General features: G+C 60.3%; 18 protein-coding genes. 12 read left to right on the forward strand and 6 right to left on the reverse strand.

Going from position 1 to position 26,811, the window contains the following annotated elements:
• Positions 1 to 89: 89 nt before the first annotated feature.
• Positions 90 to 2,402 (reverse strand): 5-methyltetrahydropteroyltriglutamate--homocysteine S-methyltransferase, encoded by a 2,313-nt coding sequence (gene metE, locus AABM54_RS20405; protein ID WP_347901784.1) that lies wholly within the window; start codon positions 2,400 to 2,402, stop codon positions 90 to 92.
• A 108-nt stretch (positions 2,403 to 2,510) separates the two neighbouring features.
• Between metE and metR the strand changes: the two genes are divergently transcribed.
• Entirely contained in the window at positions 2,511 to 3,428 is a 918-nt protein-coding gene (gene metR / locus AABM54_RS20410; protein ID WP_347901785.1) for a transcriptional regulator MetR, read from the forward strand.
• Between the two features lie 126 nt (positions 3,429 to 3,554).
• Here the strand turns inward: metR and AABM54_RS20415 are convergent, their stop codons facing one another.
• The 3 genes from AABM54_RS20415 to AABM54_RS20425 all read right to left on the reverse strand — a co-directional run bounded on the left by AABM54_RS20415 (position 3,555) and on the right by AABM54_RS20425 (position 6,086).
• Positions 3,555 to 4,193: a LysE family translocator gene (locus AABM54_RS20415; RefSeq protein ID WP_347901786.1), complete on the reverse strand. Its 639-nt coding sequence runs from the start codon at positions 4,191 to 4,193 to the stop codon at positions 3,555 to 3,557.
• A gap of 25 nt (positions 4,194 to 4,218) precedes the next feature.
• The gene (locus AABM54_RS20420; protein WP_347901787.1) at positions 4,219 to 4,656 is read right to left on the reverse strand and encodes an NUDIX domain-containing protein; all 438 of its coding nucleotides are present in this window, start codon (positions 4,654 to 4,656) and stop codon (positions 4,219 to 4,221) included.
• 74 nt (positions 4,657 to 4,730) lie between these two features.
• Positions 4,731 to 6,086, reverse strand: a complete 1,356-nt coding sequence (locus tag AABM54_RS20425) for an HD domain-containing phosphohydrolase (RefSeq protein ID WP_347901788.1) — start codon at positions 6,084 to 6,086, stop codon at positions 4,731 to 4,733.
• Between the two features lie 258 nt (positions 6,087 to 6,344).
• Between AABM54_RS20425 and AABM54_RS20430 the strand changes: the two genes are divergently transcribed.
• The 8 genes from AABM54_RS20430 to AABM54_RS20465 all read left to right on the forward strand — a co-directional run bounded on the left by AABM54_RS20430 (position 6,345) and on the right by AABM54_RS20465 (position 17,831).
• Positions 6,345 to 8,639: an EAL domain-containing protein gene (locus AABM54_RS20430; RefSeq protein WP_347901789.1), complete on the forward strand. Its 2,295-nt coding sequence runs from the start codon at positions 6,345 to 6,347 to the stop codon at positions 8,637 to 8,639.
• Positions 8,636 to 10,510 carry an EAL domain-containing protein gene (locus AABM54_RS20435; RefSeq protein ID WP_347901790.1) on the forward strand — a complete coding sequence of 625 codons (1,875 nt, stop codon included), beginning with the start codon at positions 8,636 to 8,638 and terminating at the stop codon, positions 10,508 to 10,510. Before AABM54_RS20430 ends, AABM54_RS20435 begins: the two co-directional genes overlap by 4 nt.
• A 25-nt stretch (positions 10,511 to 10,535) precedes the next feature.
• Positions 10,536 to 11,495, forward strand: coding sequence for a cytochrome c peroxidase (locus tag AABM54_RS20440; RefSeq protein ID WP_347901791.1), 960 nt, complete (start codon positions 10,536 to 10,538; stop codon positions 11,493 to 11,495).
• A complete protein-coding gene (locus AABM54_RS20445) occupies positions 11,492 to 13,303 on the forward strand; it encodes a DAHL domain-containing protein (protein ID WP_347901792.1) in 1,812 nt (603 codons plus the stop codon). Before AABM54_RS20440 ends, AABM54_RS20445 begins: the two co-directional genes overlap by 4 nt.
• The gene (locus tag AABM54_RS20450; protein ID WP_347901793.1) at positions 13,300 to 14,706 is read left to right on the forward strand and encodes an ATP-binding protein; all 1,407 of its coding nucleotides are present in this window, start codon (positions 13,300 to 13,302) and stop codon (positions 14,704 to 14,706) included. Before AABM54_RS20445 ends, AABM54_RS20450 begins: the two co-directional genes overlap by 4 nt.
• A gap of 143 nt (positions 14,707 to 14,849) precedes the next feature.
• Positions 14,850 to 15,644: a helix-turn-helix transcriptional regulator gene (locus AABM54_RS20455; protein WP_347901794.1), complete on the forward strand. Its 795-nt coding sequence runs from the start codon at positions 14,850 to 14,852 to the stop codon at positions 15,642 to 15,644.
• Between the two features lie 227 nt (positions 15,645 to 15,871).
• Positions 15,872 to 17,488: an FMN-binding glutamate synthase family protein gene (locus tag AABM54_RS20460; protein ID WP_347901795.1), complete on the forward strand. Its 1,617-nt coding sequence runs from the start codon at positions 15,872 to 15,874 to the stop codon at positions 17,486 to 17,488.
• A gap of 58 nt (positions 17,489 to 17,546) precedes the next feature.
• Entirely contained in the window at positions 17,547 to 17,831 is a 285-nt protein-coding gene (locus AABM54_RS20465; protein WP_347901796.1) for a putative quinol monooxygenase, read from the forward strand.
• A 76-nt stretch (positions 17,832 to 17,907) separates the two neighbouring features.
• On the opposite strand, the gene AABM54_RS20470 is transcribed toward AABM54_RS20465, so the two are convergent.
• A complete protein-coding gene (locus tag AABM54_RS20470; RefSeq protein ID WP_347901797.1) occupies positions 17,908 to 19,467 on the reverse strand; it encodes a glycosyltransferase family 39 protein in 1,560 nt (519 codons plus the stop codon).
• 250 nt (positions 19,468 to 19,717) lie between these two features.
• On the opposite strand from AABM54_RS20470, the gene AABM54_RS20475 reads away from it, so the two are divergent.
• Positions 19,718 to 20,842 carry an OpgC domain-containing protein gene (locus AABM54_RS20475; protein ID WP_347901798.1) on the forward strand — a complete coding sequence of 375 codons (1,125 nt, stop codon included), beginning with the start codon at positions 19,718 to 19,720 and terminating at the stop codon, positions 20,840 to 20,842.
• Between the two features lie 55 nt (positions 20,843 to 20,897).
• On the opposite strand, the gene AABM54_RS20480 is transcribed toward AABM54_RS20475, so the two are convergent.
• The gene (locus AABM54_RS20480; protein WP_347901799.1) at positions 20,898 to 22,319 is read right to left on the reverse strand and encodes an amino acid permease; all 1,422 of its coding nucleotides are present in this window, start codon (positions 22,317 to 22,319) and stop codon (positions 20,898 to 20,900) included.
• Positions 22,320 to 22,939: 620 nt separating this feature from the next.
• Between AABM54_RS20480 and AABM54_RS20485 the strand changes: the two genes are divergently transcribed.
• A complete protein-coding gene (locus AABM54_RS20485; RefSeq protein ID WP_347901800.1) occupies positions 22,940 to 23,398 on the forward strand; it encodes a transposase in 459 nt (152 codons plus the stop codon).
• 276 nt (positions 23,399 to 23,674) lie between these two features.
• A complete protein-coding gene (locus AABM54_RS20490; RefSeq protein WP_347901801.1) occupies positions 23,675 to 26,806 on the forward strand; it encodes a transglycosylase domain-containing protein in 3,132 nt (1,043 codons plus the stop codon).
• Positions 26,807 to 26,811 lie beyond the last annotated feature (5 nt).

The raw sequence follows: 26,811 nt of genomic DNA on the forward strand, positions 1-26,811 counted from the left end.
CTTCGTCATGAACAAATTCTGTGTTCACTGAAGATCAAACGTGGGAGCGAGCTTGCTTGCGAAGGCGCCCGAGCAGGCGCCCCAGGGCTTTAGGCCAACTGGCTACGCAACTGTCGCGCCGCTGCCACCATGTTCACCAACGCGGCTTCGGTCTCCGGCCAGGCGCGGGTTTTCAGGCCGCAGTCCGGGTTGACCCACAGCCGTTCGGCCGGGATGCGCTGGACTGCTTTGCTGATCAACTTGACCATCTCGGCCGTGTCCGGCACCCGAGGCGAGTGGATGTCATAGACCCCCGGACCGATGTCGTTCGGGTAGTCGAACGCTTCGAAGGCTTCCAGCAACTCCATGTCCGAACGCGAGGTTTCGATGGTGATCACGTCCGCGTCCATGGCCGCGATGGACTGGATCACGTCGTTGAACTCGCTGTAGCACATGTGGGTGTGGATCTGGGTTTCATCACGCACACCCGAGGCACTCAGGCGGAACGCTTCCACCGCCCAGTCCAGGTACGCCTGCCATTGCGCCCGACGCAGCGGCAAGCCTTCGCGGAAAGCAGCTTCGTCGATCTGCACAATCTTGATCCCGGCCTTTTCCAGGTCGACCACTTCGTCACGCAGGGCCAGCGCCAACTGTTGCGCCTGAACCTTGCGCGAAACGTCTTCACGCGGGAACGACCACATCAGCATGGTCACGGGACCGGTCAGCATGCCTTTCATGACCTTATCGGTCAGGCTCTGGGCGTACGTGATCCAGTCGACCGTCATGGCTTTCGGACGACTCAAGTCGCCGTAGATGACGGCCGGTTTCACACAGCGCGAACCGTAGCTCTGAACCCAGCCGAAACGGGTGAACAGGTAACCGTCCAGTTGCTCGGCGAAGTATTCGACCATGTCGTTGCGCTCGGCTTCACCGTGCACCAACACGTCAAGACCGAGGCGCTCCTGAACCTGCACCGCGTGGCGGATTTCGCTGTGCATGGCATCGGTGTAATCGTTGGCCGACAACTTGCCCTGCTTGAACGCCTGACGCGCCAGCCGGATTGACGCGGTTTGCGGGAACGAACCGATGGTGGTGGTCGGGAACGCCGGCAGTTTCAGGCCGGCACGTTGCAAGTCGATGCGCTTGGCAAATGGGGCATGGCGTTGGCTGTCGGTGTCGCGAATGGCCTTGATCCGCGCCTGCACTTCGGCTTTGTGAATCCGTGGCGACTGCGCACGGCTGGCCTGTACAGCACGGCTTTGGGCCAGGGCGGCTTTGACTTTCAGCGACTGCGGGTCGTTCAGGGCATCGCGCAGCACGGCGATTTCGCCACACTTCTGCACGGCAAACGCCAACCAGCTCTTGAACTCGGCATCGAGTTTGTCTTCACGGTCCAGGTCGACCGGGCTGTGCAGCAGCGAGCAGGAACTGCTGACCCACAGGTTGTCGCCGAAACGTTCCTGCGCCGGTTGCAGTTGCGCCAGCGCTTGTTCCAGTTCACAGCGCCAGACGTTGCGGCCATTGACCAGGCCCACCGACAACACTTTGTAGGTCGGCAGACGGTCGAGCACTTGGCCGAGTTGGTCCGGCGCCCGCACGGCGTCGATGTGCAGGCCGTCCACCGGCAGGCTCACGGCCAGCCCGAGGTTGTCTTCCAGGCCACTGAAGTAGGTGGCCACGAGTTTCTTCAGCGGCGAGTACTGAAGGATGTGGTAGGCGCGTTCGAAGGCGTTTTTCCAGGCTTGCGGCAGGTCGAGGGCGAGGATCGGTTCGTCGATCTGCACCCACTCCACGCCTTGGGCCTTGAGGCGGTTGAGGATTTCACCGTACAGCGGCAGCAGGCGTTCAAGCAGGTCGAGCTTGTCGAAGTCATTGCCCTTGGTTTTACCCAGCCACAGGTAAGTCAGCGGGCCGATGATCACCGGTTTGACGGTGTGACCCAGCGCCTGGGCTTCATCGACTTCGTCGAACAACTGTTCCCAGTTCAGCGTGAACACTTGATCGGCGGTGAACTCCGGGACCAGATAGTGGTAGTTGGTGTCGAACCACTTGGTCAGTTCCTGGGCGTACTGTGCCTTGGCGTGGTCGCCGCCGCAGCACCCGGTGCTGGCGCCACGGGCCATGGCGAACAAGGTGTCGAGGGTCGGGCGGCCCTGAGCGTCCAGGGTGGAGTCGAAGCGCTCGGGGATCACGCCAAAGGTCAGCGAGTGAGTCAGCACCTGGTCGTACCAGGCGAAATCACCCACTGGCAGCAGGTCAATGCCGGCGTCTTTTTGCAGTTGCCAGTGTCTGGCCCGCAATTCACGGCCCACTGTCAGCAATGCGGACTGTTCGAGGTCGCCCTTCCAATAGGATTCAAGGGCTTTTTTCAGTTCGCGGTCGGCACCGATGCGTGGAAAACCGAGTGTATGGGCCAAGGCCATGGCGTGTTCCTCCTGAGTAAATGATGGCGCTATTGTCGACAGCCAACCCAACATGAGACAAACTCAACCTTTTCGTGTTGATCACAAAATTTGCTCATGGAGACCCTGGTGCTCGAAATCCGTCACCTGAAGACCTTGCACGCCTTGCGCGAAGCCGACAGCCTGGTCGAAGCCGCCGAACGCCTGCACCTGACCCAGTCCGCCCTGTCTCACCAGTTCAAAGAGCTGGAAGAGCGCATGGGCATGCCGTTGTTTGTGCGCAAGACCAAACCGGTGCGCTTCACCAGCGCCGGCCTGCGCCTGCTGCAACTGGCCGACGCCACCCTGCCGCTGCTGCGCGGCGCCGAGCGTGACATTGCGCGACTGGCCGGCGGCACCGCCGGGCGGCTGCACATGGCCATCGAATGCCACAGCTGCTTTCAGTGGCTGATGCCGACCATCGACCAGTTCCGCGACGCCTGGCCGGAAGTCGAACTGGACCTGGCCTCGGGCTTCTCCTTCGCCCCGCTGCCGGCCCTGGCCCGTGGCGACCTCGACCTGGTGGTGACGTCCGACCCGGTGGAACTGGCCGGGATCACCTACGTGCCGTTGTTCACCTACGAAGCGATGCTCGCGGTGGCCAACCAGCATCGGCTGGCGAGCAAACCGTACATCGTCCCCGAAGACCTGCTCAGCGAAACCCTGATCACCTACCCGGTGGAACGGGATCGGCTGGACATCTTCACCCGCTTCCTGGAGCCGGCCGACATCGAACCGGCGCAGGTCCGCACCTCGGAGCTGACGGTGATGATGATGCAACTGGTGGCCAGTGGCCGGGGCGTGTGTGGCATGCCGCATTGGGCGCTGCATGAATACAGCTCACGGGGTTACGTGAAGGCCAAGCGGCTGGGAGAGAAAGGTTTGTTTGCCACGCTGTACGCCGGGATCCGCGCGGACATGCTGGATGCGCCGTACATGCGCGACTTCCTGCTGACGGCCAAGGACACGTCGTTCTCGACCCTCGATGGTGTCAGCGCGGTGCGCTGACACCCTCACGCGACACTGTCCCTGCGGCGAGGGAGCTTGCGAACGCCTGCGGATGCCGCTGCCTCCAACATCAGTGCCCGGCAGGCGTGGGCATGGCGGGCGTTCATTCGCTGGACAGTCATGGGTTCAGGCCGTACGACGTTGCTCGAGCATCAGCCGCACCGCCAGCGCCGCCAGTACAAACCCCATGAAATAACGCTGAACCACCAGCCAGGTCGGGTTGTTGACGAACCACGAGGCGATGCCCGCCGCGAACAAGGCAATCAACAGGTTGACTGAAAAGCTCACCGTGATCTGGACCGTGCCCAGGATCAGGCTTTGGGTAAACACCGAACCGTGCTCCGGGGTGATGAACTGCGGGAACACCGAGAGGTAGAACACCGCGATTTTAGGGTTCAGGGCGCTGGTCAAAAAACCCATCAGCACCAGTTTTCGCGAGGAATCCGGCGGCAGTTGCTGCGCTTCGAACGGTGAACGCGCACCGGGTTTGAGCGCCTGCCAGGCCAGCCACAACAGGTACAGGGCCCCGGCCCATTTCAGTACCTCATAGGCCATCGGCACCGCGAGAAACACCGCGGTCAACCCCGCCGCCGCCGCGAACAGGTGAACAAAGAACCCCGCCACCACGCCCAGCAACGACGTCACCCCGGCCTTGCGCCCCTGGCAGATCGAACGGGAAATCAGGTAGATCATGTTCGGCCCCGGCGTGAGCACCATGAGCAGCGCGGCGGCGGCGAAAATCAGCAAGTCTTGCGTGGGAATCATGGAGCAATCCTTTGTCCGTGGACGGTCAGGCCGAAGGGGTCAGCGATGAGCGATAAAACGGCAGGATCAGGTCCCGTGTCAATGGCGCCAACACCAGATCGCCATCGGTTGCAGGGTCGATCCAGACCACTTCCTCGATCTCTGCCGCCGGGGTGACGTCGCACGCGATATGCACCAGGAACAACTCGGCCTGCACTTCGAAGCCCGGCTCATTGACGGCGGGCGCCGAGAAGTGTCCGAGGTAGCTCGCCTGGGCGGGTTCGATCACCAGCCCGAGTTCTTCTTCCAGCTCACGGGTCAGGGCATCGACCGGCCGCTCATGGGCTTCAATCTTGCCGCCCGGTTGCATGAAGGCCTGGGTGCCGCGCTTGCGCACCAGCAGGGTGCGATTATCGGTGCCGATCAAAAGCGCGGCGGCAATGCGGATGATGGAGGGCAATGGAGCCGTGGATAAAACAGTCATGAGAATGCTGGCCTTGAACGCAAAGGCGCAAGGATCACACGCCCATGACCGTCGGGGCAATTGATGCCCCCGGTTCAGCCTGTTGCAGCGATGAACTCTTGTGGCTCCGGGATTTTTACAAAAACACTGTACTTGCCACCTTCCATGGCCTCGAAGGCAATGAGTTTTTCCACCAACGGCCCGCTCAACACCTTGCCGGCATTGAGCAACAACATGCCATTGTCGGCATTCAGGTTGCGCGCCAGCACCATGCCCGCCGCCAGATCACGGGTGCCCATCACCTTCACGTTCGGGTCCGCCAGGGTGACATCGCTCAAGTACGCCGCACACACCTTGATGAAGTCTTCTACCAGGTCCGGATCGTAGAGTTTGCCGGTGTATTGGCGGATATAGACCAGCGCTTCATCGCTGTTCATCTGCCGTTCGAGGATCAAGCCGCGCTGCAATTCGATGAAGTCCACTGCCAGCTTCAACAACCGCGAGCCGAAGGGAATCGCCTCGCCCTTGAGGCGATCCGGAAAACCGCTGCCATCCCAGCGCTCCTGATGATGAAGGATCAGCCGCGCGGCATCCTTCATCGGGTCGAGGGTCATCAACAGCGACTCGCTCTGTTTCGGGTAACTGCGATAGCGCTCGCGGTCCGTGTGGTGCAGCAGGTCTGCGGGCGCCGTCATCATGCTGTCGGTCCAGCTCATCTTGCCAATGTTGTAGAGCGCGGCCGCCATGATCAGGTTGCGGCTGCTGACTTCGTCCAACTCATGGAGTTTGCAGTAAACCCGGATCAACTCGATGGTCTGCCGGCTGGTCTGCTTGGAGGGCGGCAGGCGCAGGTTGGCCAGCAGCGAGAACATCTCGGTGCCGGTGACATAGCTGTGCTTGAGCTCTTCGTATGCCAGGTCAAGCATGTCGGCGGTCTGTTGAAGCTCGGCCGTGCGCGCCAGCACGCGCTTTTCCAGGGACTCGTTGAGCATCTTCAACTGCTCGTTCTGATCCCAGGTCACCTGCACCAGCCGTATCCGCTCGCGCTCGCAGTCCTGGTGAAACAAGGACTGGCGCAACGTCAGCAGCATCTCTTCGTCGCTCCAGGGTTTGCTGAGGTAACGATCGATCTGCCCGTCATTGATGGCCTTGATAATCGTCGGCAGATCCGCATACCCCGTCAGCAGGATGCGGACCGTGTCGGGGTAGCGTTCATGGATATGGGCCAGCAGGGTCGCACCGTCCATGTTGGGCATGCGTGCGTCGGTCATCACCAGGTCAACCGGCTGCTGCGCCATGATTTCCAGGGCCTGGGCGCCACTGGTCGCCAGAACCACCTCATAGGGCTGGGTGCGCAACAAGCGGCGCAGGCTGTTGAGAATCGGTTCCTCGTCATCGACCAGCAGCACCCTGGGTTTACTGGCTTGGGTCATCGGGGGTTGCTCTTCCATGGCGTCACCTCGCTTGAAACAGACACATGATCGCGTGCGCGCCCAGGAAACGTCCTCAATTCCCGGCGCTTGACCTACAGGCTAGATGATTTTTCGTGCCACTCCGAAGTGATTTGAGACACGCCGCCGGGCGAACTCAAAAGAGCACGGCTATGCTCAGTCAACACGGATCCAGTGTCTGTACCCGCACTGTCAGGTGATCAGGAAGGGATGCCACATGAACACGACGTTATTGAACATCGGTAAGGGTGCAACCCGATGAAGACGCCGCTGGGCCAGGCCAACCGGCGGATCTTGATCGTCGACGATACGGCGTCGATCCATCAGGACTTTGGCAAGATCCTCGCCCCGCAGATCTTTGATGACGACGCACTGAGCAGCGCCGAAGAAGCCTTGTTCGGAGCCCCGGCGGCGGTTGCCCTGCAAGGTTTTGTGCTCGATTCCGCCTTTCAGGGCCTGGAAGCCCTGGCCAAGGTCGAAGCCGCCCTGGCCAAGGACCTGCCGTATGCCATGGCCTTCATTGATATGCGCATGCCGCCGGGCTGGGATGGCCTGGAAACCATCGAACGGCTGTGGCAGGTCGATCCCAAGCTGCAAGTTGCGCTCTGCACAGCCTATTCCGACTACTCCTGGGACGACATCGCCGAGCGCCTGGAGCTGGGCGATCGCCTGCTGATCCTGAAGAAACCCTTCGATGCCATCGAAATCCGCCAGATGGCCAGCGCCCTGACGGTCAAGTGGCAAATGACCGAAGACGCCGCGCTGAAGATGAACCTGCTGGAGCAAGCTGTTGAAGAACGCACCCGCGAGCTGTCCGACGCCAACGTCATCGTCCAGAACAGCCCGACCATTTTGTACCGGCTGCGCGGCGAGCCGTCGTTTCCGCTGATGTACATCTCCCACAACATCACCAAGTTCGGCCACCTGGCGGCACACTTGGTGGCTTCGGCCAACTGGGCTCAAGAATTGATTCACCCCGAGGACCAGGACAAGGTCGACGCGGCCATGGCGCGGGTGCTCGACCGGCATGCCGCCGGCGCGTCCATCGAGTTCCGCCTGCGAACCGGTGATGGCGACTGGCGCTGGGTCGAAAACCGCTATGTCCCGGTGCGCGACCATGACGGTCGGCTGCTGGAGGTCGAAGGCATCATCATCGACATCACCGAACGCAAGCTGGCCGAAGAAAAAATCGCCCAACTGGCACGCACCGACGGGCTGACCGGCCTGGCCAACCGCGCCACCCTGATCGAACGGCTGCACCAGGCTTTCGCCGCGACCCGCCGTGGGGCAACACCCTTTGCAATCTTCTACCTGGACCTCGACCACTTCAAACGCATCAACGACACCCTGGGCCATCCCATCGGGGACTTGTTGTTGCAGGAAGTCGCCCGGCGCATCAAGGCCTGCGTGCGGGAAAACGACGTGGTGGCACGTTTGGGCGGTGACGAATTCGCGATCTTGCAACTGGACATCGGCGACCCGTCGCACTGTGCCTCCCTCGCCGCCAAGATTCGCGACAGGCTGGTGCTGCCCTACTCGCTGGACGGTAACAATGTGCGGGTCTCGGTCAGCATCGGCATCAGCACCTGCACCCAGGAAACCCCCAGTGCCGACACCCTGCTGACCCAGGCCGACATGGCGCTGTACCGTTCCAAGGAAAAGGGCCGCAACCAGTACCACTTCCACTCCGAGGAGATCAATCAGGAAGTGGTCGACCGGATGACCATTGCCAATGACTTGAAACAGGCCCTGGAACTGGACGAGCTGGAGCTGCATTACTTGCCGGAAGTGGACCTGGGCACCGGCAGGATCCTCGGCATGCAAGCCCAGGTGCGCTGGAACCACCCGCAACGCGGCCTTCTTGAGGCGGACACCTTCATGCCCGCGGCCGAAAAAACCGGCACCGTCATCGCCCTCGGGCACTGGTTGCTGGATCGCGCCTGCCAGCAAATGCGCCAATGGCGCGACCAGGGCATGTCGCCCCCGGTGATCGCCATCAAGCTGTCCCTGGCCCAGCTCAAAAGCGGTCCGGACCTGATTTATGACGTGCTGCGCACCACCGCTCGCTGGAACCTCTGCCCGTGGGACCTGCGCTTCGACGTCACCGAAGCCACGCTGGCGCAGACCAAATGGACCCACAACGATGTGCTGCCACGCTTGCGCGAGCTGGGAGTGAAAATCGCCATTGATGATTTCGGCACCGAATACTCCTCGTTCGACTACCTCAAGACCTACCGGGTCAATCACCTGAAAATCGCCCAGGCGTTCATTGATAGCGCCAGCCGCGATGCGGCCAGTGCGACCACCCTGCGCGCCATCATCAACTTTGCCCGGGACGTGGGCATCGGCATCATCGCCGAGGGCGTCGAGACACAGGAACAGCGCAGTTCGCTGATGTCCACCGGTTCACCCATGAACGCCCAGGGTTATTACTTCAGCAAAGCCGTCAGCAGTGAACAGGCCGCCGAGTTGTTGCAGGCCGGCAGTATCGTGCCCACCACTCTGCCGACCCCGACCGCGCAAGATCCGCCGCCCCCGGAGGCCACGCGATGAACCCAGCGTTTGCCCAGACCAACCGGCGCATCCTGATCATTGATGACACTCCTTCGATCCATCAGGACTTTCGCAAGATCCTGGGGCCCGATGCCCAGGGTGAAAGTGCCCTGGCCGATACCGAGGCGTGCCTGTTCGGTACACCCCCCAAAAGCCGTCCAACCTTTGACCTCGACTCAGCCTATCAAGGCAAAGAGGCGCTGGACCTGGTCACCCGCGCCCAGGCGGAGGGCCGGCCTTATGCCCTGGCCTTCACGGACATGCGCATGCCACCTGGCTGGGATGGCCTGGAAACCATCGAGCGCTTGTGGAAAGTCGACCCAAACCTGCAAATCGCCTTGTGCACGGCATTTTCCGATTACTCCTGGGAAGCGATGGCCGAACGGCTGGAGTTCGGTGACCAGTTGCTGGTGCTGAAGAAGCCGTTCGACAGCCTGGAAATCCGTCAGATGGCCAGTGCCCTGACGTGGAAATGGCAGATGGCCCAGGACGCCGCCCTCAAGATGCTCAGCCTTGAGCGAACCATCGAGGAGCGCGTCCATGAGTTGCTCAAGGTCTCCCACCTGTTGCAGTACGACGTCCTCACCGAACTGCCCAACAGCACCTTGCTCGGTGATCGCCTGAATCAGGCCCTGGCCCTTTCACGGCGCCATGACAAACAACTGGCGGTGATGTTTCTGGGCCTTGACCGCTTCAAGCGCATCAACAATGCCCTGGGCCACCCGACCGGCGATGAAATGCTCAAGCGCGTCGGCCAGAGCCTGGTGAGCAGCGTGCGCGAGTCCGACTCGGTGTTTCGCTACGGCGCGGACGAGTTCGTGGTGATCCTGGCCGACATCCACCACCCCCAGCAGACCAAAGGCGTCGCTGAAAAACTCCTGGCCGCGGTCAGCACACCCCAGCATATCGCCGGCCATGACCTGCGCGTGACCGCCAGCCTGGGTATCAGCATCTACCCCGACGACGGCTTCGATGCCGTGGCGCTGATCAAAAAAGCCGAAACCGCGATGCGTAACGTCAAGGAAAGCGGCCCGAACGATTTCAGCTTCTTCATTGACGAAATGAACCTGCGCGCACGCCAACAACAAAGCATCGAATCGGGCATTCGCCTGGCCCTGGAGCGCAACGAATTTGTTCTGCATTACCAACCCAAACTTGACCTCAACAGCGGCCGAGTGGTCGGTGCCGAAGCGTTGATACGCTGGTTCAAGCCGGATCATGGCTGGATCTACCCGTCGGACTTCATCGGCGTGGCTGAAGACAGCGGGTTGATCGTGCCCTTGAGCAAGTGGGTGCTGGGCCAGGCCTGTCGACAGGCCTGCGCCTGGCAAAAGGCGGGGCTGCCGGCGATCTGCATGTCGGTGAACGTGTCCGCCATCGACTTTCGCCAACGCGGTTTTGTTGACGGGATTGTGGACATATTGCGCCAGACCGGGCTTGAACCGAGTTTGCTGGAACTGGAAATCACCGAAAGTGTGTTGATGCAAAGCATCGACACCACGGTCCTGATCCTGCAAGCCATCAAGGCCTTGGGCGTCAGGTTGGCCATTGATGACTTTGGCACGGGTTATTCGAGCCTGAGCTACTTGCGCAAATTCCCGGTGGACGTCCTGAAAATCGATCAGTCGTTCGTGCGCGGCGTGAGCTACGACAGCAACGATGCAGCGCTGGTCAGCGCCATCATCAGCCTGGGCAAGAGCCTGCACCTGAACATCATCGCCGAAGGCATCGAGACCCTTGAGCAACTGGACTTTCTCAAAGCCCACCAGTGCGAAGAAGGCCAGGGTTATTACTTCAGCAGAGCCGTGTCCCCCGAGGACTTCGCACACTTCCTGAAACCGGCAACGCCGTATCCATTAGCAGGTCAGTAGCACTGCTGCGCCAAGGAGGCTTCTGATGTGGCCACACGGACCGACCCTCGTCTTGCCCCTGCTGCTTGCGGCTGCCCTGGCTGCGAGCGCCGAGCCGCTGGATGAGCCGCTGAAACCCTTGCCACCGGTGCCAAAACAGGACCCGCAGCGCGTTGAGCTTGGCCGTCTGCTGTTCAACGAACCCCGTTTATCAGTCAACAACAGCCTGTCGTGCGCCAGCTGTCATCAGCTGGAAAAAGGCGGGGCCGACGACAAAGGGTTCTCCATCGGCGTCACTGGCACCCCCGTGGCGTTCAATACCCCAAGTGTGTTCAATGCCAGCCTTAATTTCCGGCAGTTCTGGGATGGCCGCGCCGACACCCTGGAGGCGCAAGCCCACGAAGTGGTGCAAAACCCGAGCGAGATGGGCAGTCATTGGGAGCATGTCATTGAGACCCTCACCGCCGACCCGGCCTATCAATCGGCGTTCGGCAAGGCCTACCCCGACGGGGTGACCACCACCAATGTGCAGGATGCACTGGCCACCTACGAACGCACGCTGCTGAGCAGCAACTCGCGTTTCGACCAATACCTGCTGGGCAATACCGACATCCTCGATATCGACGAGAAGTACGGTTACCAGCGCTTCAAGGACTACGGCTGTATCGCCTGCCATCAGGGCGTGAACATCGGCGGCAACATGTTCCAGAAGTTTGGTGTGATGGGCGATTACTTCCAGGCCCGGGGCAACCCGCTGGAGTCGGACCTGGGGCGCTACCTGGTGACCAAGGACGATGAGGACCGCTACGTGTTCAAGGTCCCCAGCCTGCGCAACGTCGCGGTGACCGCACCGTACTTTCACGACGCCTCGGCCAAGACCCTCGAAGAAGCCGTGGACATCATGTTCAAGTTTCAATTGGGGCGCGTGCCGTCGACCGACGACAAAACCCTGATCATCAAATTCCTCAAGACCCTGACCGGTGAATGGGGAGGCAAGCCGTTATGACCGTCTCTCGCAACCTCAGCCTGGCCATCCTGGCAGGCATGGCCGCGCTCCTGGCCTCGATCCTGCTGTTCCTGTATTTCATGTCCAGCTCCGACCAGACCACGACCTATACCGAATCACGGGACCTGATTCGCCAGATCAAACAACTGGACGCGCAATGGGAAGCTGAAATCCTCAAGGCCCGCATCGCCATCAGCCACAACTACGACCCGCTGGTTTCCCCCCTGACCGAAATGATCCGGTTGTGGGAACGGTTCGACACGATGGAATCCAGCCATGGCCGCAACGACTCCGCACTGTGGGCAACCAGCCATGACGGTTACTTGAACGCCATCAAGGAAAAAACCCGGCTGGTGGAGCAGTTCAAATCCCACAACGCCGTGCTGCGCAACTCCCTGGCGTTTCTGCCGACCGCCGAAGACGACATCCAGAACCAGCTCGCCAACGTGAGCGACGAAGACAAACTGCAACTGCAGAATATCGCCACCGACACCTATGACTTGCTGCTCAGCAGCCTGGAGTTTTCCCAGGTCACCACCGACGACAGGGCGGCGGACATTCTGGTGGGCCTGAACAAACTGGCGGTGAACCAGCAGCGGTTACCCGAACAATTCCATGGGCCGGTGGAGATTCTCAGCAACCACATCGCGTTGATCCTGCGCGAACAACCGATCGTCAACACGTTGCTGGAGAAGATCGAAACGATCCAGGTCGCCGAACGGCTGGACGACATCACGTCCCTGCTGAACAAGGATCAGCAGCTCAACGACGCGGTGAACCAGAAGTATCACTTCTACTTGCTGGTGTTCTCCACGCTGCTGGTGCTGTTACTGCTGTACCTGGCGATTCGCCTGATGCGCAGCTTCTCGGAGATCAATCGCGTCAACAAGGCCCTGCAAACCGCCAACGAAGAGCTTGAACAGCGGGTCGAAGAACGCACCCGGGAACTGCGCGATACCCAAAGCGAGCTGCTGGACACCGCGCGCATGGCGGGCATGGCCGAGATTGCCACCAACGTTTTGCACAATGTCGGCAACGTGCTCAACAGCGTGAACATTTCCGCCGACCTGGTGACCCGCAAGCTGCGCACCAGCAAGGCTCTCGGCCTGGGCAAGGCCATGCAACTGATCAACGAACACCCGCAAGACCTCGGGCACTTCATCACCGAAGATGAAAAGGGCAAGTTGCTCCCCGGTTACCTGAATCAACTGGTGGACGCCATTGCACTCGAGCAGCAAGGCATCACCGATGAGCTGGCGCAGTTAAGCAAAAGCGTCGATCACATCAAGGACATCGTCGCCACGCAACAATCCTATGCCGGCGCCACCAGCCTGATGGAACCGCTGTACCTCAGCGAACTGCTTGAGGACGCCCTGCGCATGAACTCCGGCGCCCTGACCCGGCACCACGTCACGGTGGTCAAGGATTACAGTGACGTTCCGCAAGTGATGGGCGACAAACACCGGCTGCTACTGATCCTGATCAACCTGATCAGCAACGCCAAGTACGCCATGTCCGACCTCAGCGACCGTCCTCGGGAAATGACCCTGGGGGTCAAGGTCATCGACGCCACCACCCTGCAAGTCAGCGTCAAGGACGAAGGCGAAGGCATCGCCCCGGAGAACATGACGCGGATCTTTGCGCACGGCTTCACCACTCGCAAGGAAGGCCACGGCTTCGGCCTGCACAGTTGCGCCCTGGCCGCGATCGAAATGAACGGCCACCTCACCGCCCACAGTGACGGGCCGGGCAAAGGCGCGCTGTTCACCTTGCAAATCCCCTTGAAAACCGTGGCAGGTGAAGCATGAGCACCCCGCCGAACCGGCGCATACTGTTGATCGACGACACCCCGTCGATACATGAGGACTTTCGCAAGATCCTGACGCCCGAAGCGCAGCACACTGCCGAGCTGGACGACATGGAGGCCGCGTTGTTCGGCAGCGAGGCCAAACCCGCGGCAACGCTGTTTGAACTGGACTCGGCTTATGGTGGCCAGGAAGGCTTGAGTAAACTGCTGCAAGCCATGGAGGAGCAACGCCCCTACGCACTGGCCTTCGTCGATATGCGCATGCCCCAAGGCTGGGACGGCGCCGAAACCATCGAGCACTTGTGGAAAGAAGACCCGCGCCTGCAAGTGGTGGTCTGCACTGCCTACTCCGACCACTCATGGGACGAACTGCTGGAGCGCTTGCAGGCCCGTGACCGTCTGTTGATTCTGAAAAAGCCCTTCGACAACATCGAAGTCCAGCAAATGGCCAACACCCTGACGTCCAAGTGGGACATGACCCAACGCGCCAGCGTGCAACTGGACCAATTGGGCCACCTGGTGGAGCGCCGGACCCAGCAATACCGGCAGGCGAGCGTCGATCTGCAACAGGAAATCGATGAGCGCAAACTGCTCGAAAGCCAACTGGTGCAGTCGGAAAAACTTGCCTCCCTGGGCCAACTCGCGGCCGGGGTTGCCCATGAAATCAACAACCCCATTGGCTTCATTTCCTCCAACCTCGGCGCGCTGGACGGCTACTTCAAGCAACTGCAGGAAATGCTCGACGCCTACCTGGACGCCGAGGAAGCCATCGGTTCGAGTGAGCTGATCGCACGCCTGAAAGCGTTGCGTGAGCGGATCGAGCTGGACTTCCTGCGCGACGACATTCCGCAGTTGATCAAGGAGTCCAAGGACGGCATCGCCCGGGTCGGGCAAATCGTCAAGGACCTCAAGGATTTTTCCAGGGTGGACCCCACGCAGGAATGGCAGTGGGCCAACCTGCAACACGGCATCGACTCGACGCTGAACATCGTCGCCAATGAAATCAAGTACAAGGCCGATGTGGTCAAGCTGTACCAGCCCCTCCCGGACGTCGAATGCCTGCCCTCGCAAATCAATCAGGTGGTCATGAACCTCATCGTCAACGCCGCCCAGGCCATAGGGCCCGAGCGCGGCACCATTACCTTGAGCAACGGGCTTGAAGGGGAAAAGGTCTGGATAGAAGTCGCTGACACCGGTTCAGGCATCGAGCCGCACAGTTTGCAGAAAATCTTCGACCCGTTTTTCACCACCAAACCGGTGGGCCAGGGCACCGGTCTTGGCCTGTCGCTGTCGTACGGCATCGTGAAAAAGCATCGTGGCGAGATTTCGGTGCGCAGTGAGGTCGGGGTGGGGACAACGTTTCGGATTGAACTGCCGCTGCGACAATCAAAACCCGCGGCTTGACCAGCGGCGAAAGCGGCGTCGGGTTCAGTGCCGCGGTTGCCCACGGCAGGCAGAGTGATTGCCCGCGCAGTCACGGTGCGCCAGTATGTGCGCCTGCAACCGGCCAGCGCGTGACGCGGCCAAGTCATCCGACAGGGCTGGATATGACGCACTCGCTGCAAGACATCGCCTGGCATCGCTCGGTCGGGCAACTGATCGACGCGCTGGATAAACCCGTCTTCTGGACCCGACTGGTGCGTCAGTTGGGTCAGTACGTGACCTTCGACAGCTGGGTCGCCCTGCTTTTCAATGGCGAACAAGCGCCCCTGGTGTTTGCCGAATGCCCGAGTGAAGACGGCCGCCCCGACCTGCTGTTCCAGGATTACCTCAAGGGCCTGTTCCTGCTCGACCCGTTCTACCTCAATTGCCGCGAGCACACGCGCACCGGGCTCTATCGCCTGGCCGACGTGGCGCCGGAGCATTTCGAGCAAACCGAGTATTACCAGCGCTACTTTCGTCTGAATGTGGTGGCCGACGAAATCCAGTTCAATTGTCTGCTCGAAGGCGAACGCATCCTGTGCCTGTCGCTGGGCAGCAAACAACACTTTGACCCCGAGCAGATGGCGCTGCTGTCGCTGATCGAGCCCTGGGTGTTGAGCCTGATGCGTCAGCGCCTTGCCCATGACCTGCGCGAAATGCCCGTGCAAACCGCCCCGGACATCGACTGGCGGGCCCGGCTGGTGGCCTCGGTGCAGCAACTCAACGGCGTGCAACTGACCGCCCGCGAACTGGATGTCGGGCGCCTGATGCTCGGCGGTTGCTCCAGCAAGGACATCGCTCGTAAGCTGCAAATCTCTGTTGAAACCGTGAAAGTCCATAAGAAACACATCTACAGCAAGCTAGGGATCAAATCCCAGGCCGAGCTGTTTTCGATCTTTCTCCAGGCACAAAATGCCTGACACCCTGTTCTGGCACAGGAGATCTCTGTGGCGAGGGCGCTTGCTCCCGCTGGATCGCGTAGCGATCCCAAAACAGGCAATACATTCGGTCAGACAAAGCCCGTCAGCAGGTTTTGCGACTGATGCGCAGCCGAGCGGGACGATGCGGCGCTCCAACAAGCTTCCTCGCCACAGAAACCTGTATGCCACTGCCCTACATTTACCGAGTCCGAACCCAAGGAAACCGTATGAGCCTGTCCCTCCTGAGCCGCTACGCCTTCTTTGCCGTCTGCGTGATATTTACCCTCGCCAGCCTGCCGTTTCTTGAACATGACTGGCTCTGGCCGATCAGCATCGTCACCGGCCTGCTGAGCCTGCTGGGCATTTTCGACCTGCTGCAAAGCCCCCACGCGGTGCGCCGCAACTACCCGATCCTGGGCAACATCCGCTACCTGGTAGAAGGCATCCGCCCGGAAATCCGCCAGTACCTGCTCGAATCCGACAGCGACGCCCTGCCCTTCTCCCGCGCCCAGCGCTCGCTGGTTTACTCGCGAGCCAAAAATGAAAGCGCCGACAAACCCTTCGGCACGCTGATCGACGTGTACCAGTCGGGCTTCGAATTCATCGGCCACTCCATGCGCCCGGCGCCGTTGAGCGACCCGAGCGGCTTTCGGGTGATTGTCGGCGGTCCGCAGTGCACCCAGCCGTATTCGGCGTCGGTGTTCAACATCTCGGCGATGAGTTTTGGTTCGCTGAGCGCCAACGCCATTCGCGCGCTGAACCAGGGCGCCAAACTCGGCAATTTCGCCCACGACACCGGCGAAGGCAGCATCAGCCCCTATCACCGTGAACACGGTGGCGACCTGACCTGGGAACTGGGCAGCGGGTACTTCGGCTGCCGCACCGCTGACGGCCGGTTCGACCCGGAACGCTTCGCCGCCCAGGCACAGACCCCACAAGTGCGGATGATCGAAATCAAAATGAGCCAGGGCGCCAAGCCCGGCCACGGTGGCATCCTGCCCAAACACAAGGTGACCAAGGAAATCGCGCAAACACGCGGCATCATGATGGGCGAAGACTGCGTGTCGCCGTCGCGGCACAGCGCGTTTTCCACGCCCATCGAGATGATGCACTTCATCAAGCAACTGCGTGAGCTGTCGGGCGGTAAACCGGTGGGCTTCAAATTCTGCCTGGGCCACCCGTGGGAGTTCATGGGCATCGCCAAGGCCATGCTGGAAACCGGCATCCTGCCGGACTTCATCGTGGTCGATGGCAAGGAAGGCGGGACCGGCGCCGCGCCCGTGGAGTTCACCGACCACATTGGCGTGCCGATGCGCGAAGGGCTGCTGTTCGTGCACAACACCCTGGTGGGCCTGAACCTGCGGGACAAAATCAAACTCGGCGCCAGCGGCAAGATTGTCAGCGCCTTCGACATCGCCAGCGTCCTGGCCATCGGCGCCGACTGGGCCAACTCGGCTCGCGGTTTCATGTTCGCCATCGGCTGTATCCAGTCGCAGAGCTGCCACACCAACAAGTGCCCGACCGGCGTCGCCACCCAGGACACCCTGCGCCAGCGTGCCCTGGTGGTGCCGGACAAAGCCCAGCGGGTGTTCAATTTCCACCGCAGCACCCTCAAGGCCCTCGCCGAAATGCTCGCCGCCGCCGGCCTCGAACACCCCTCGCAGTTGTCGGCCAAACACCTGGTACGGCGCATGTCGGCGACCGAAATCAAACTGTTCTCGCAGTTGCATGTGTTCCTCAAACCCGGCGAATTGCTGACCGGCGAAGTCAACGGCGAGTTCTATTCGCGGATGTGGCAGATGGCACGGGCCGACAGCTTCGAGCCCAATGACGTCGCCGCCTGAAAACACCCACCACGCCGATCCCTTGCGGGGTTGGCCCTGTCCCCAAGGAAGGACGTTTATGCTCAAAGTGATTGCCCGGGATTTCATCAAGCCCGAACACCTCGACACCGTTCGCCCGTGGTACGCCGAACTCGTGGAAAAGACCCGCCTGGAACCCGACTGTATCGCCTACGACCTGTTCGTCGATCAGAAAGACCCCGGGCACTTTGTCTTCATTGAGCAGTGGCCGAACCAGGCTGCGCTGGATGCTCATTGCCAGTCGGAGCACTTTCGCCGACTGGTGCCGCAGATCAATCGTTATCAGGCCAGGGACTGCATCGTCGTGCTGATGGATGCGTTCTGAGATCCCGCCTGACCGGACCACCAACTGCCGGGCACCTGGAAATCCTCGTTGGTCGGTCAGGTCGGCCCCGCCAGAATCAAGGCTGGCGACATAACGGCTGCGTGACCGCCGTGGCATCAGCACAAATCACGAACAGCCGGATTTGAGCGTCACCTGCAACGAAAGTACTGATCAAGTGCCAGTAATCAGGGAAAGCAATCTTCTGTGACCGGCTCCCCGTAGCATCCAGGACCCAGGCTCGGCCTGAGCTCGGTTTTACCTGCTCCAGCGTGTCGACGTACACCGTGTCAGCTTCTTGTTGAACCAGCGTCCAGATCTGGGTGCCCTGGGGGCGTCCGGAAGTGCCATCTTTTTGCGCAGGGGTATACAGCAACGGGATCACCCCGCTCTGGTTGTAGTAGCTGAAGGGGAAGTACAAAAACCCGTTCATCACCACGATGCTGTCTCCAGAAAGGACATGGCGATTGAGATGCTCAGCCAGGGCATCGACTTTGTTCACCTCGTCGTACACCGCATGCCCCTTCAACCTGACGTTATGTAATCCCACGCCTTCCACCGCAACCATCAACACCAGCAGCACCACAGAAAATAACCGCCAGCGATCCCAAACCGCCTCCAGCGCTATCGCCGCAATCATCGGCAAGCCCAACGCGGCAAACAGGAAATAGCGATCGACAAACAACGGGATAACAACAGAAACAACCACGATCAACGCCAATGGAAACCAGGTATGGATCACCAGAAGCACGTTGAATCTGTTTTCACTGCGATCACGCAGGCCGATCAACAGTGACACCGCCAATAAAGCCACCGGCAATATTATCGCCAGCCAAATAGAAGACAGCGGTCCGTCGCTGTAACTGACAAATCTCCAGACGCTCACCAGCACCGTAGAAATGTCTGGCTGCTGGATCCAGTTCGGCCCTGAAAACCGTAGCTGGTGTATCAAGCTGGGCACCCAAGGCAGGAAAAGTACAACGATCAACCCATTGGCCAGCCACCACGCGGGCATCGACAGGGGTTGATGCCGCACTGAGCGTTGACACCTCAACACCAGCAAGTAAGCCCAATGTGACGCCAGGCACACCCCCGCAAAGTAGTGGGTATACAACCCCGCGACCATCAACAGCACATACACCGCGAGCGCACGATAATTGGCGGGGTTGCTGACCCAGTAGACCAATGCAACCGTGGCCCCGAGCAACAACAGGCCAAGCAGTGCGTACATCCGGACTTCCTGGCTGTAACGAACGGCAAACGGCAGCAACGCCAGCAACACCCCAGCCAAAACCGCTGCGCGTCGAGTACTGATCAAGCAAACCAGCCAGATACCGAGCGCTACGGTCCCCACACCGGCCAGCACGCTGAAACTACGGGCAGAGAACACGCCAGGTCCAAATACGCTCATCCACCCATGCAGCAACACGTAATAGAGCGGTGGGTGGACATCTTGAGCGGTATGAAAAAGGATCTGAGGCACCGGGCGCAAACTCAGCAACAAGGTAAAACCTTCATCTGACCAAATGGCCGGCTCGCTCAGACCATAAAAACGTACCAGTGCCGCCATTGCGATAAGCGGTAGCCACCAAAAGGTCCTGAACCCATACCTGCTGCTTGCTTCACCCTTGAAATTCAACGTTAAGCTCCTTTATCACTGCCTCCTGGCATTGAGCGCTTGATGCCTGGAACGCTCAACGATCGATGTTTCAGCATAGTGGCAAATATGGCTGTGTCCGCAGGCGCAAGCCTCACGAGACATCCCGTAATATCCAGCCTTTGCAATTCCCGGCGAATACCGCCACCCTGCGCGCCGCCGGCAGGTGGCGCGCAACCTCTTGGGTGCCAGATCACTCTTTTTACTCACACCCGTTCAAGAGCCCGTAGTCATGACTAATGGACGCGACCCTCGCATCGACTTCTTTCGCGGTCTGGCGCTGATCTTCATTTTCTGGGATCACGTGCCGCAAAACCCGCTGGCCCACTTCACCGTGCGCAACTTCGGCTTCAGCGATGCGGCGGAGATTTTCGTGTTCCTGGCCGGTTACGCGGCGGTGCTGGCCTACGGCAAGATCGCCCGGCGCGACGGGTTTCTGATCGCCACGGTGAAAATCCTGCGCCGCGCCTGGGTGCTGTACGTGGTGCATATCTTCTTGTTGGCGCTGTTGATGGGCATCGTATTTTTTGCCAACAGCCACGTGGAAACCCGCGACCTGGTGCAGGAAATGGGCTTGCAGTATTTCCTCAGCAACCCGCAGCAAGCGCTGGTCGATGAGCTGCTGTTGCGCTTCAAACCCAACCTGATGGACCCGCTGCCGCTGTACATCCTGCTGCTGATCGGGCTGCCCGCCGTGTTGCCGCTGATGCTGCGCAAGGCCGAGTACGTGGTGGGGCTTTCGGTGATGTTGTACCTCGCGGCGCCATGGTTTCAGTGGAACCTGGCCGCCACCGACGGCGGCGTGTGGTTCTTCAACCCGATGGCCTGGCAACTGCTGTTTATCCTCGGCGGTGCAGCGGCGATCCACGGGCAACGTCCGCGTGTGCCGCAAACGCGCGCATTGCCTCGCCAGCCGTTGTTTGTCGCCGCGGCGGTCTATCTGCTGGTGACGGGGCTGATCGCCCTGTCATGGAAATGGCCAGCGATTCACGATGCCTTCATGCCCAAAATGCTCGGTGAATGGCTGTACCCGATCAGCAAGACCAACCTGTCGCCGGTACGGCTGCTGCACTTCCTGGCCATGGCGTATGTCGTCGCCAAACTGCTGCCCAGCCACGGTTGGACCCAGAACTGGCTCGCACAGCAAAGCTGCCGCATGGGCCGTTACTCGCTGGAAGTGTTCTGCTTTGGCGTGTTGCTGGCACCGCTGGCGGACATGCTCAACGCCCAGGCCAGCGATGCACTGGCTATGCAGATCTTCAGTGCAACGCTGGGGGTTGCGCTGATGGCAATGCTGGGGGCGTGGCTGGACTTCAACAAACGGCTGAACCGGCCAATGCCCATGGCCACGGCCTGAAACGCAAAAGCCCCGGTCAATCGACCGGGGCTTTTGCTTTTACAGCGTCACACACTTACGACGCCGAACCCACCGTACCTTGCGCAGCCGTGTTCGGTTGCAGCTCGAATACGTAGAACACCGCAGTCAGCAGCACCAGGAATGCCGGGCCGACGTACAGCGCAATGCGGGTCTCCGGGAAGTACGCCATCAGGCCGACCACCAGCACCAGGAACGCCAGCGCCAGGTAGGAGCTGATCGGGTACAGCCACATGCGGTACTTCAGCGCCGCACGTTCGGTCGGGCTCAGGCCTTTGCGGAACTTGAGCTGCGCCAGCAGGATCATCACCCAAGTCCAGATCGCCCCGAAGGTCGCAATCGCGGTCACCCAGACGAAGACTTTCTCGGGCACCAGGTAGTTGAGCAGCACGCCCACCAGCAACGCACCAATCGACAGCAGTAGCGCACGGCGTGGCACACCGTTGTTCGAGGTCTTGGCGAAACCGGCCGGGGCCTGGCCATTCTGCGCCAGGCTATAGAGCATGCGCCCGGTGCTGAAGATACCGCCGTTGCAAGACGACAGTGCAGCGGTGATCACCACGAAGTTGATGATACCGGCAGCGGTTTTGATGCCCAGACGCTCGAAGGTCATCACGAACGGGCTGCCCTGAGTGCCGATTTCGTTCCACGGGTAGATCGACAGAATCACGAACAGTGCGCCGACGTAAAACAGCAGAATGCGCCAGAACACCGAGCCGATGGCATTGGGAATGGTCTTCTGCGGGTTCTTCGCTTCACCGGCCGTGAGGCCGATCATCTCGACGCCCAGGTAGGCGAACATCACCATTTGCAGGGACATCAACACACCCTGCACACCGTTTGGCATGAAGCCGCCGTGGGTCCACAGGTTGGAAATCCCCAGCGCCACGCCATCATTGCCGAAGCCGAACGCGATGATGCCGATGCCGCCGAGCACCATCGCAATGATGGTGACGATCTTGATCAGGGCGAACCAGAACTCGAACTCACCGAAGGCCTTGACCGCGATCAGGTTGATCGAGCCCATGCTCACCAGCGCCGCCAGTGCCCAGATCCAGCGCGGCACATCGGGGAACCAGATGCCCATGTACACCGCCACCGCGGTGATTTCCGCGACGCAGGTCACCAGCCACAGGAACCAGTAGTTCCAGCCCGTCAGAAAACCCGCCAACGGGCCGAGGTAATCTTGCGCGTAACGGCTGAAGGAGCCGGCCACCGGGTTATGCACGGCCATCTCGCCCAGGGCGCGCATGATCACCAGGATCGCCAGACCACCAATGATGTAGGACAGCATGATTGCCGGGCCGGCCATTTCGATGGCCTTGGCCGAGCCCAGGAACAGACCGACGCCGATACAGGCGCCCAGCGCCATCAAGCGAATATGCCGTTCGCCGAGTTCGCGTTTAAGCGGTCCGCCTTGAGCGGTCTCGCCGTGAGGCAGGGGATTGCCAACTGGCATAGGGTACAACCTCGTCTTGTTATTGGATGTGACCACCGAGTGTGCGAAGCCCCGGCCGATAGGCCTGGACTTCCCGATACCGGGACTACTTCGTGGGTAGAACCGTCTTGTAGGACAAAACCTTCAAGATCAGCGGGGCGTGCAGTATAAAAAGCTCTATACAGAACCTTTCACTCTATAAACGACTAAATTCAGTGATAAATCTCGGTAAAAGCCCGGTTTACCGAGGCGCATTACCTGTATTTCATCAATTGAGTGGTCGTTCGAATGTTGCCGAGTATTGCACAGCCTTGGTGCATCGTCATGCCCTAGACGTTGGTCTTATTTATCCATCGAAGTGTCTAGAACAACACTTGCAGCCTGAAAAATCTCTGTGCAAGGGAGCTTGCTCCCGCCGACCGATCCGCGCTCGGGCGCACAGATTTATCGGCAAGACTCAATGGCAGAAATAAGGGCCGCTTTGCAGCCCAGCGGGAGCAAGCTCCCTCGCCACAGGTAATTGCGACGCAAACTGGATCCTTCATACATTCATTTAGGAATACTCACTCAGGAGTTGCGGCTACGTGTAGGTAGATGGATGACTAGGGTGAGTTTGACTCACTGCTTAAGGATGCAAAGGAATGCCCCCTCGCCCAAACTCACACCTGCTACGCCATGGACGCTGTTCAGAACCGGGTAGGGCCTATCTCATAACAGCCGTTGTGCATCAGCGCCGCCATATTTTCAGCGAATGGTCGTTGGGACGGCTGTTGGTGGCAGAACTCAGAAGGGCTCATGAGGAGCAAAGGGTCAACTCGATAGCCTGGGTCATCATGCCGGACCACTTTCATTGGCTGGTACAACTCGAACAGCACACCCTGGCGCAACTCATTCAGGCCACCAAATCCCGTAGCACGCTCACTATCAACCGGGCGTTAAACCGCAAAGGTGCTTTCTGGCAAACCGGCTATCACGATCAGGCAATCCGTGATGACGAAGATCTTCTGCCCTTTGCTCGCTACATTGTTGCAAACCCATTGCGCGCAGGGCTGGTGGAAAAAATTGGCGACTACCCGCTCTGGGATGCCTGTTGGCTCTAATAAATAGCCCCGCACAACCCTGTGGCGAGGGAGCTTACTCCCGCTCGGCTGCGCAGCAGTCGCAAAACCTGAAATCCAGATTTGACAGACAAACCGCAATTGCAGGGTTTGAGTCTGCTTCGCCCGAGCACGGACCGGCCCAGCAGGAGCAAGCTCCCTCGCCACAGGTATCAATGCGCTTTTGAAATTTGTCTATTCACAATTTTTTCACCAGCGCCAACCAGCGTCTAAGCTTCAGACAAGTCAGATCAATCTGCGTGAATGGATCAGTCGACTATGGGCGCTTTGTGGCAAACCGATTCGAGTGAAGCAGTGGTGCCAACAAACCGTGTGGATGAAGCGCCGTCACCGAAGAAACCTCGCCGTAGCAGACATGCCTGGCGATTGTTCTGGCTATTGCTGCTGATTGCCCTGATTGCCCTGGGCTTCGCCGCCTCCAAGGAAATGCGCACCTCGAAATGGCAGGCCCGGGAGTTCAGTTCGCTCGCCGCCTCCTTGAGCTATTCCCTGGAAGCCGGCCCCAGTGATTCGATTTTCTATCCGGGCGCCGGGCCCTTCGACAAACGCCTGGGTTACAGCGCGCTGGGCGAATTCCTGCCTCGGCTGCTCAAGCGCAATTACCTGGTGCAGGCACAAACCCGCTTCTCCCCCCAATTGTTCGACTACAGCGAAAAAGGCTTTTTCGTGCCCTACGCCGAAAAAATCCAGGCCGGGCTGTCCATCACCGATTGCCGCGCCGCGCCGCTGTACCAGTTCAAGTACCCGCAACAACTCTATTCAAGCTTTGCCTCGATCCCGCCGGTGATGGTGCAAAGCCTGTTGTTCATCGAGAACCGCTACCTGCTCGACCCCAAACAACCCTTGGCCAACCCGGCCGTGGACTGGCCGCGCTTTGGCAAGGCGGCGTGGTCACAAATCGCCAAACTGCTGCACTTGCCCGGCCAGACCGCTGGGGGCAGCACCCTGGCCACTCAACTGGAAAAATACCGCCATTCGCCGGACGGATTGACCGTGTCCGGAGGTGAAAAAATCCGCCAGATGATTTCCGCCAGTGTGCGCGCCTATCAGGACGGACCGCAGACCCTCGAAGCGCGCAAGAACATCGTGCGTGATTACCTTAACAGCGTGCCGTTGTCAGCCGTGCCCGGTCACGGTGAAGTCCATGGCATGGCCGAAGGGCTGCGGGTCTGGTACGGCGCAGACTTCGCCAAGGTCAACGAACGCCTGGCCAGTGACGCCACCGATTCAAAGAGCCTGGCGGAGAAAGGCCTGGCCCTGCGTGAAGTGCTGTCGCTGATGATCGCCCAGCGCCGGCCTTCGCATTACCTGGCCAAGGGCCGGGCGGAACTGGCCGAACTCACCGACAGCCACATTCGCCTGTTGTCGCAGAACAACGTGATCGACCCCAGACTCACGGCGGCCGCACTGGCCAGCAAAGTGACCTACCGCGACTGGCAGCAGCAGCCGACTATTCAGCCGATCGAAACCAACAAAGGCATCAGCGTCGCCCGCAGTCGCCTGGCCACCCTGCTCAACCGGCCACTGTATGACCTCGACCGTCTCGACCTTTCGGCTACCAGTACCTTGCAAAGCGATTTGCAAGCCCAGGCCACCGAGTACCTGAAACACCTGGCCGACCCGACGTTCGCCGCGCAAATGGGCCTGCTTGGCGAACGTTTGCTGACGCCCACCAGCACCACTCAGGTGCGCTACAGCTTCACCCTGCTGGAGCTGACGCCCGACGGTTCGCGCGTACGGGTACAGACGGACAGCACCGACCAACCGTTCGACATCAACGAAGGCAGCAAGCTGGAACTGGGTTCCACCGCCAAGCTGAGGGTGCTGACCACCTACCTGCAAATCATCTCGGAACTGCACGACCGCTATGGCGCGCAAACGCCAGCAGAACTGAAGAAAGTCGAGGTGGCCGACCAGGATCGCCTGACCCGCTGGGCCGTCGACTACCTGATCCAGAACAATGACCGCAGCCTGCCGAAAATGCTCGCCGCCGCCCTCGACCGCAAGTACTCGGCGAGCCCCGGCGAGGCGTTCTTTACCGGTGGAGGCCTGCACACGTTCCACAACTTTCGCAGTGAAGACAACGGCCGCATGCCGACCCTGCGCGATGCCTTGCGCGAGTCGATCAACCTGCCGTTCATTCGCCTGATGCGTGACCTGGTGCGCTACAGCACTTACTCCGGCCCCAGCAACAGCGCCCAATTGCTCAAGGATGACGACGATCCACGTCGGCAGGAGTACCTGGCGCAATTCGCCGACCGCGAAGGCACGTCGTTCCTGCTGCGCTTCTGGAAAAAATACCGGAACAAGGACACCCAGGCTCGCCTCGACACCTTCCTGGACAGCATGCACCCCACCGCCATTCGCCTGGCCGCCGTGCACCGCTACCTGCTGCCGGAGGCCAGTCAGGAAAGTTTCAACAGCTTCGTGCGCTCGCACCTGAAGGCCGTCAAGACCACCGATAAAAAAACCGGCAAGAGCACCGAAAAACTCACCGACGAACGTCTGGACAAACTCTATACAAGCTATGGTCCCGGCGCGTTCGACTTGCCCGACCAGGGCTTCATCGCCAAGGTCCACCCGCTGGACCTGTGGCTGATGGGCTACCTGCTGAACAACCCCGACGCCAAGTTCAGCCAGATTGTGAAAGCCAGCGAATTCGAGCGGCAGGAAGTCTATAGCTGGCTGTTCAAGAGCCGGCACAAGAGCGCGCGTGACAGCCGCATCCGCACCATGCTGGAGATCGAAGCGTTCCTCGACATTCACCAGCGCTGGCAGAAAGTCGGCTATCCGTTCGATCACCTGGTGCCGTCACTGGCCACCGCCATCGGCAGCTCCGGCGATCGCCCGGCGGCGCTGGCGGAACTGATCGGCACCATCCTCAACGACGGCGTGCGCATGCCGACTTTGCGCATCGACAGCCTGCATTTCGCCGCCGATACGCCCTATGAAACCCAACTGATCAACGACCCGGACAACGGCAAACGGGTCATGCCGTCGGAAGTCGCCACGGCCTTGCGCGAAGCCCTCTCGCAAGTGGTGGACGCCGGTACGGCGAAACGCGTGGCGGGCAGTTTCAAACTGGCCGATGGCACACCGCTGGCCATGGGCGGCAAGACCGGGACCGGCGATAACCGCATCGAAGCCATCGGGCCCGGCGGACGGATTCTCAGCTCCAAATCGATCAACCGCACCGCCACGTTTGTCTTCTACATCGGCGACAGCCACTTCGGCACCCTCACCGCCTACGTGCCCGGCGCCTCGGCGCAGGCCTTCAAGTTCACCTCGGCGTTGCCTGTGCAAGTGCTCAAGGGCATGGCGCCGATTCTCACGCCGTACTTGCAACCGGGCACCCACACCCTGTGTCAGGCGACCATGGCCAACCGTTGATCACA

The sequence above is a fragment of the Pseudomonas purpurea genome, from assembly GCF_039908635.1.
GTDB lineage: Bacteria > Pseudomonadota > Gammaproteobacteria > Pseudomonadales > Pseudomonadaceae > Aquipseudomonas > Aquipseudomonas purpurea.

What these genes read in the sequence shown, in the direction of transcription:
- metE (WP_347901784.1), bottom strand. Translation starts at nt 2,402, where the DNA reads ATGGCCTTGGCCCATACACTCGGTTTTCCACGCATCGGTGCCGACCGC.
- AABM54_RS20475 (WP_347901798.1), top strand. Translation starts at nt 19,718, where the DNA reads ATGACTAATGGACGCGACCCTCGCATCGACTTCTTTCGCGGTCTGGCG.
- AABM54_RS20480 (WP_347901799.1), bottom strand. Translation starts at nt 22,319, where the DNA reads ATGCCAGTTGGCAATCCCCTGCCTCACGGCGAGACCGCTCAAGGCGGA.
- AABM54_RS20425 (WP_347901788.1), bottom strand. Translation starts at nt 6,086, where the DNA reads ATGGAAGAGCAACCCCCGATGACCCAAGCCAGTAAACCCAGGGTGCTG.
- AABM54_RS20450 (WP_347901793.1), top strand. Translation starts at nt 13,300, where the DNA reads ATGAGCACCCCGCCGAACCGGCGCATACTGTTGATCGACGACACCCCG.
- AABM54_RS20445 (WP_347901792.1), top strand. Translation starts at nt 11,492, where the DNA reads ATGACCGTCTCTCGCAACCTCAGCCTGGCCATCCTGGCAGGCATGGCC.
- AABM54_RS20415 (WP_347901786.1), bottom strand. Translation starts at nt 4,193, where the DNA reads ATGATTCCCACGCAAGACTTGCTGATTTTCGCCGCCGCCGCGCTGCTC.
- AABM54_RS20455 (WP_347901794.1), top strand. Translation starts at nt 14,850, where the DNA reads ATGACGCACTCGCTGCAAGACATCGCCTGGCATCGCTCGGTCGGGCAA.
- AABM54_RS20460 (WP_347901795.1), top strand. Translation starts at nt 15,872, where the DNA reads ATGAGCCTGTCCCTCCTGAGCCGCTACGCCTTCTTTGCCGTCTGCGTG.
- AABM54_RS20440 (WP_347901791.1), top strand. Translation starts at nt 10,536, where the DNA reads ATGTGGCCACACGGACCGACCCTCGTCTTGCCCCTGCTGCTTGCGGCT.
- AABM54_RS20490 (WP_347901801.1), top strand. Translation starts at nt 23,675, where the DNA reads ATGGGCGCTTTGTGGCAAACCGATTCGAGTGAAGCAGTGGTGCCAACA.
- AABM54_RS20465 (WP_347901796.1), top strand. Translation starts at nt 17,547, where the DNA reads ATGCTCAAAGTGATTGCCCGGGATTTCATCAAGCCCGAACACCTCGAC.
- AABM54_RS20430 (WP_347901789.1), top strand. Translation starts at nt 6,345, where the DNA reads ATGAAGACGCCGCTGGGCCAGGCCAACCGGCGGATCTTGATCGTCGAC.
- AABM54_RS20435 (WP_347901790.1), top strand. Translation starts at nt 8,636, where the DNA reads ATGAACCCAGCGTTTGCCCAGACCAACCGGCGCATCCTGATCATTGAT.
- AABM54_RS20485 (WP_347901800.1), top strand. Translation starts at nt 22,940, where the DNA reads ATGCCCCCTCGCCCAAACTCACACCTGCTACGCCATGGACGCTGTTCA.
- AABM54_RS20420 (WP_347901787.1), bottom strand. Translation starts at nt 4,656, where the DNA reads ATGACTGTTTTATCCACGGCTCCATTGCCCTCCATCATCCGCATTGCC.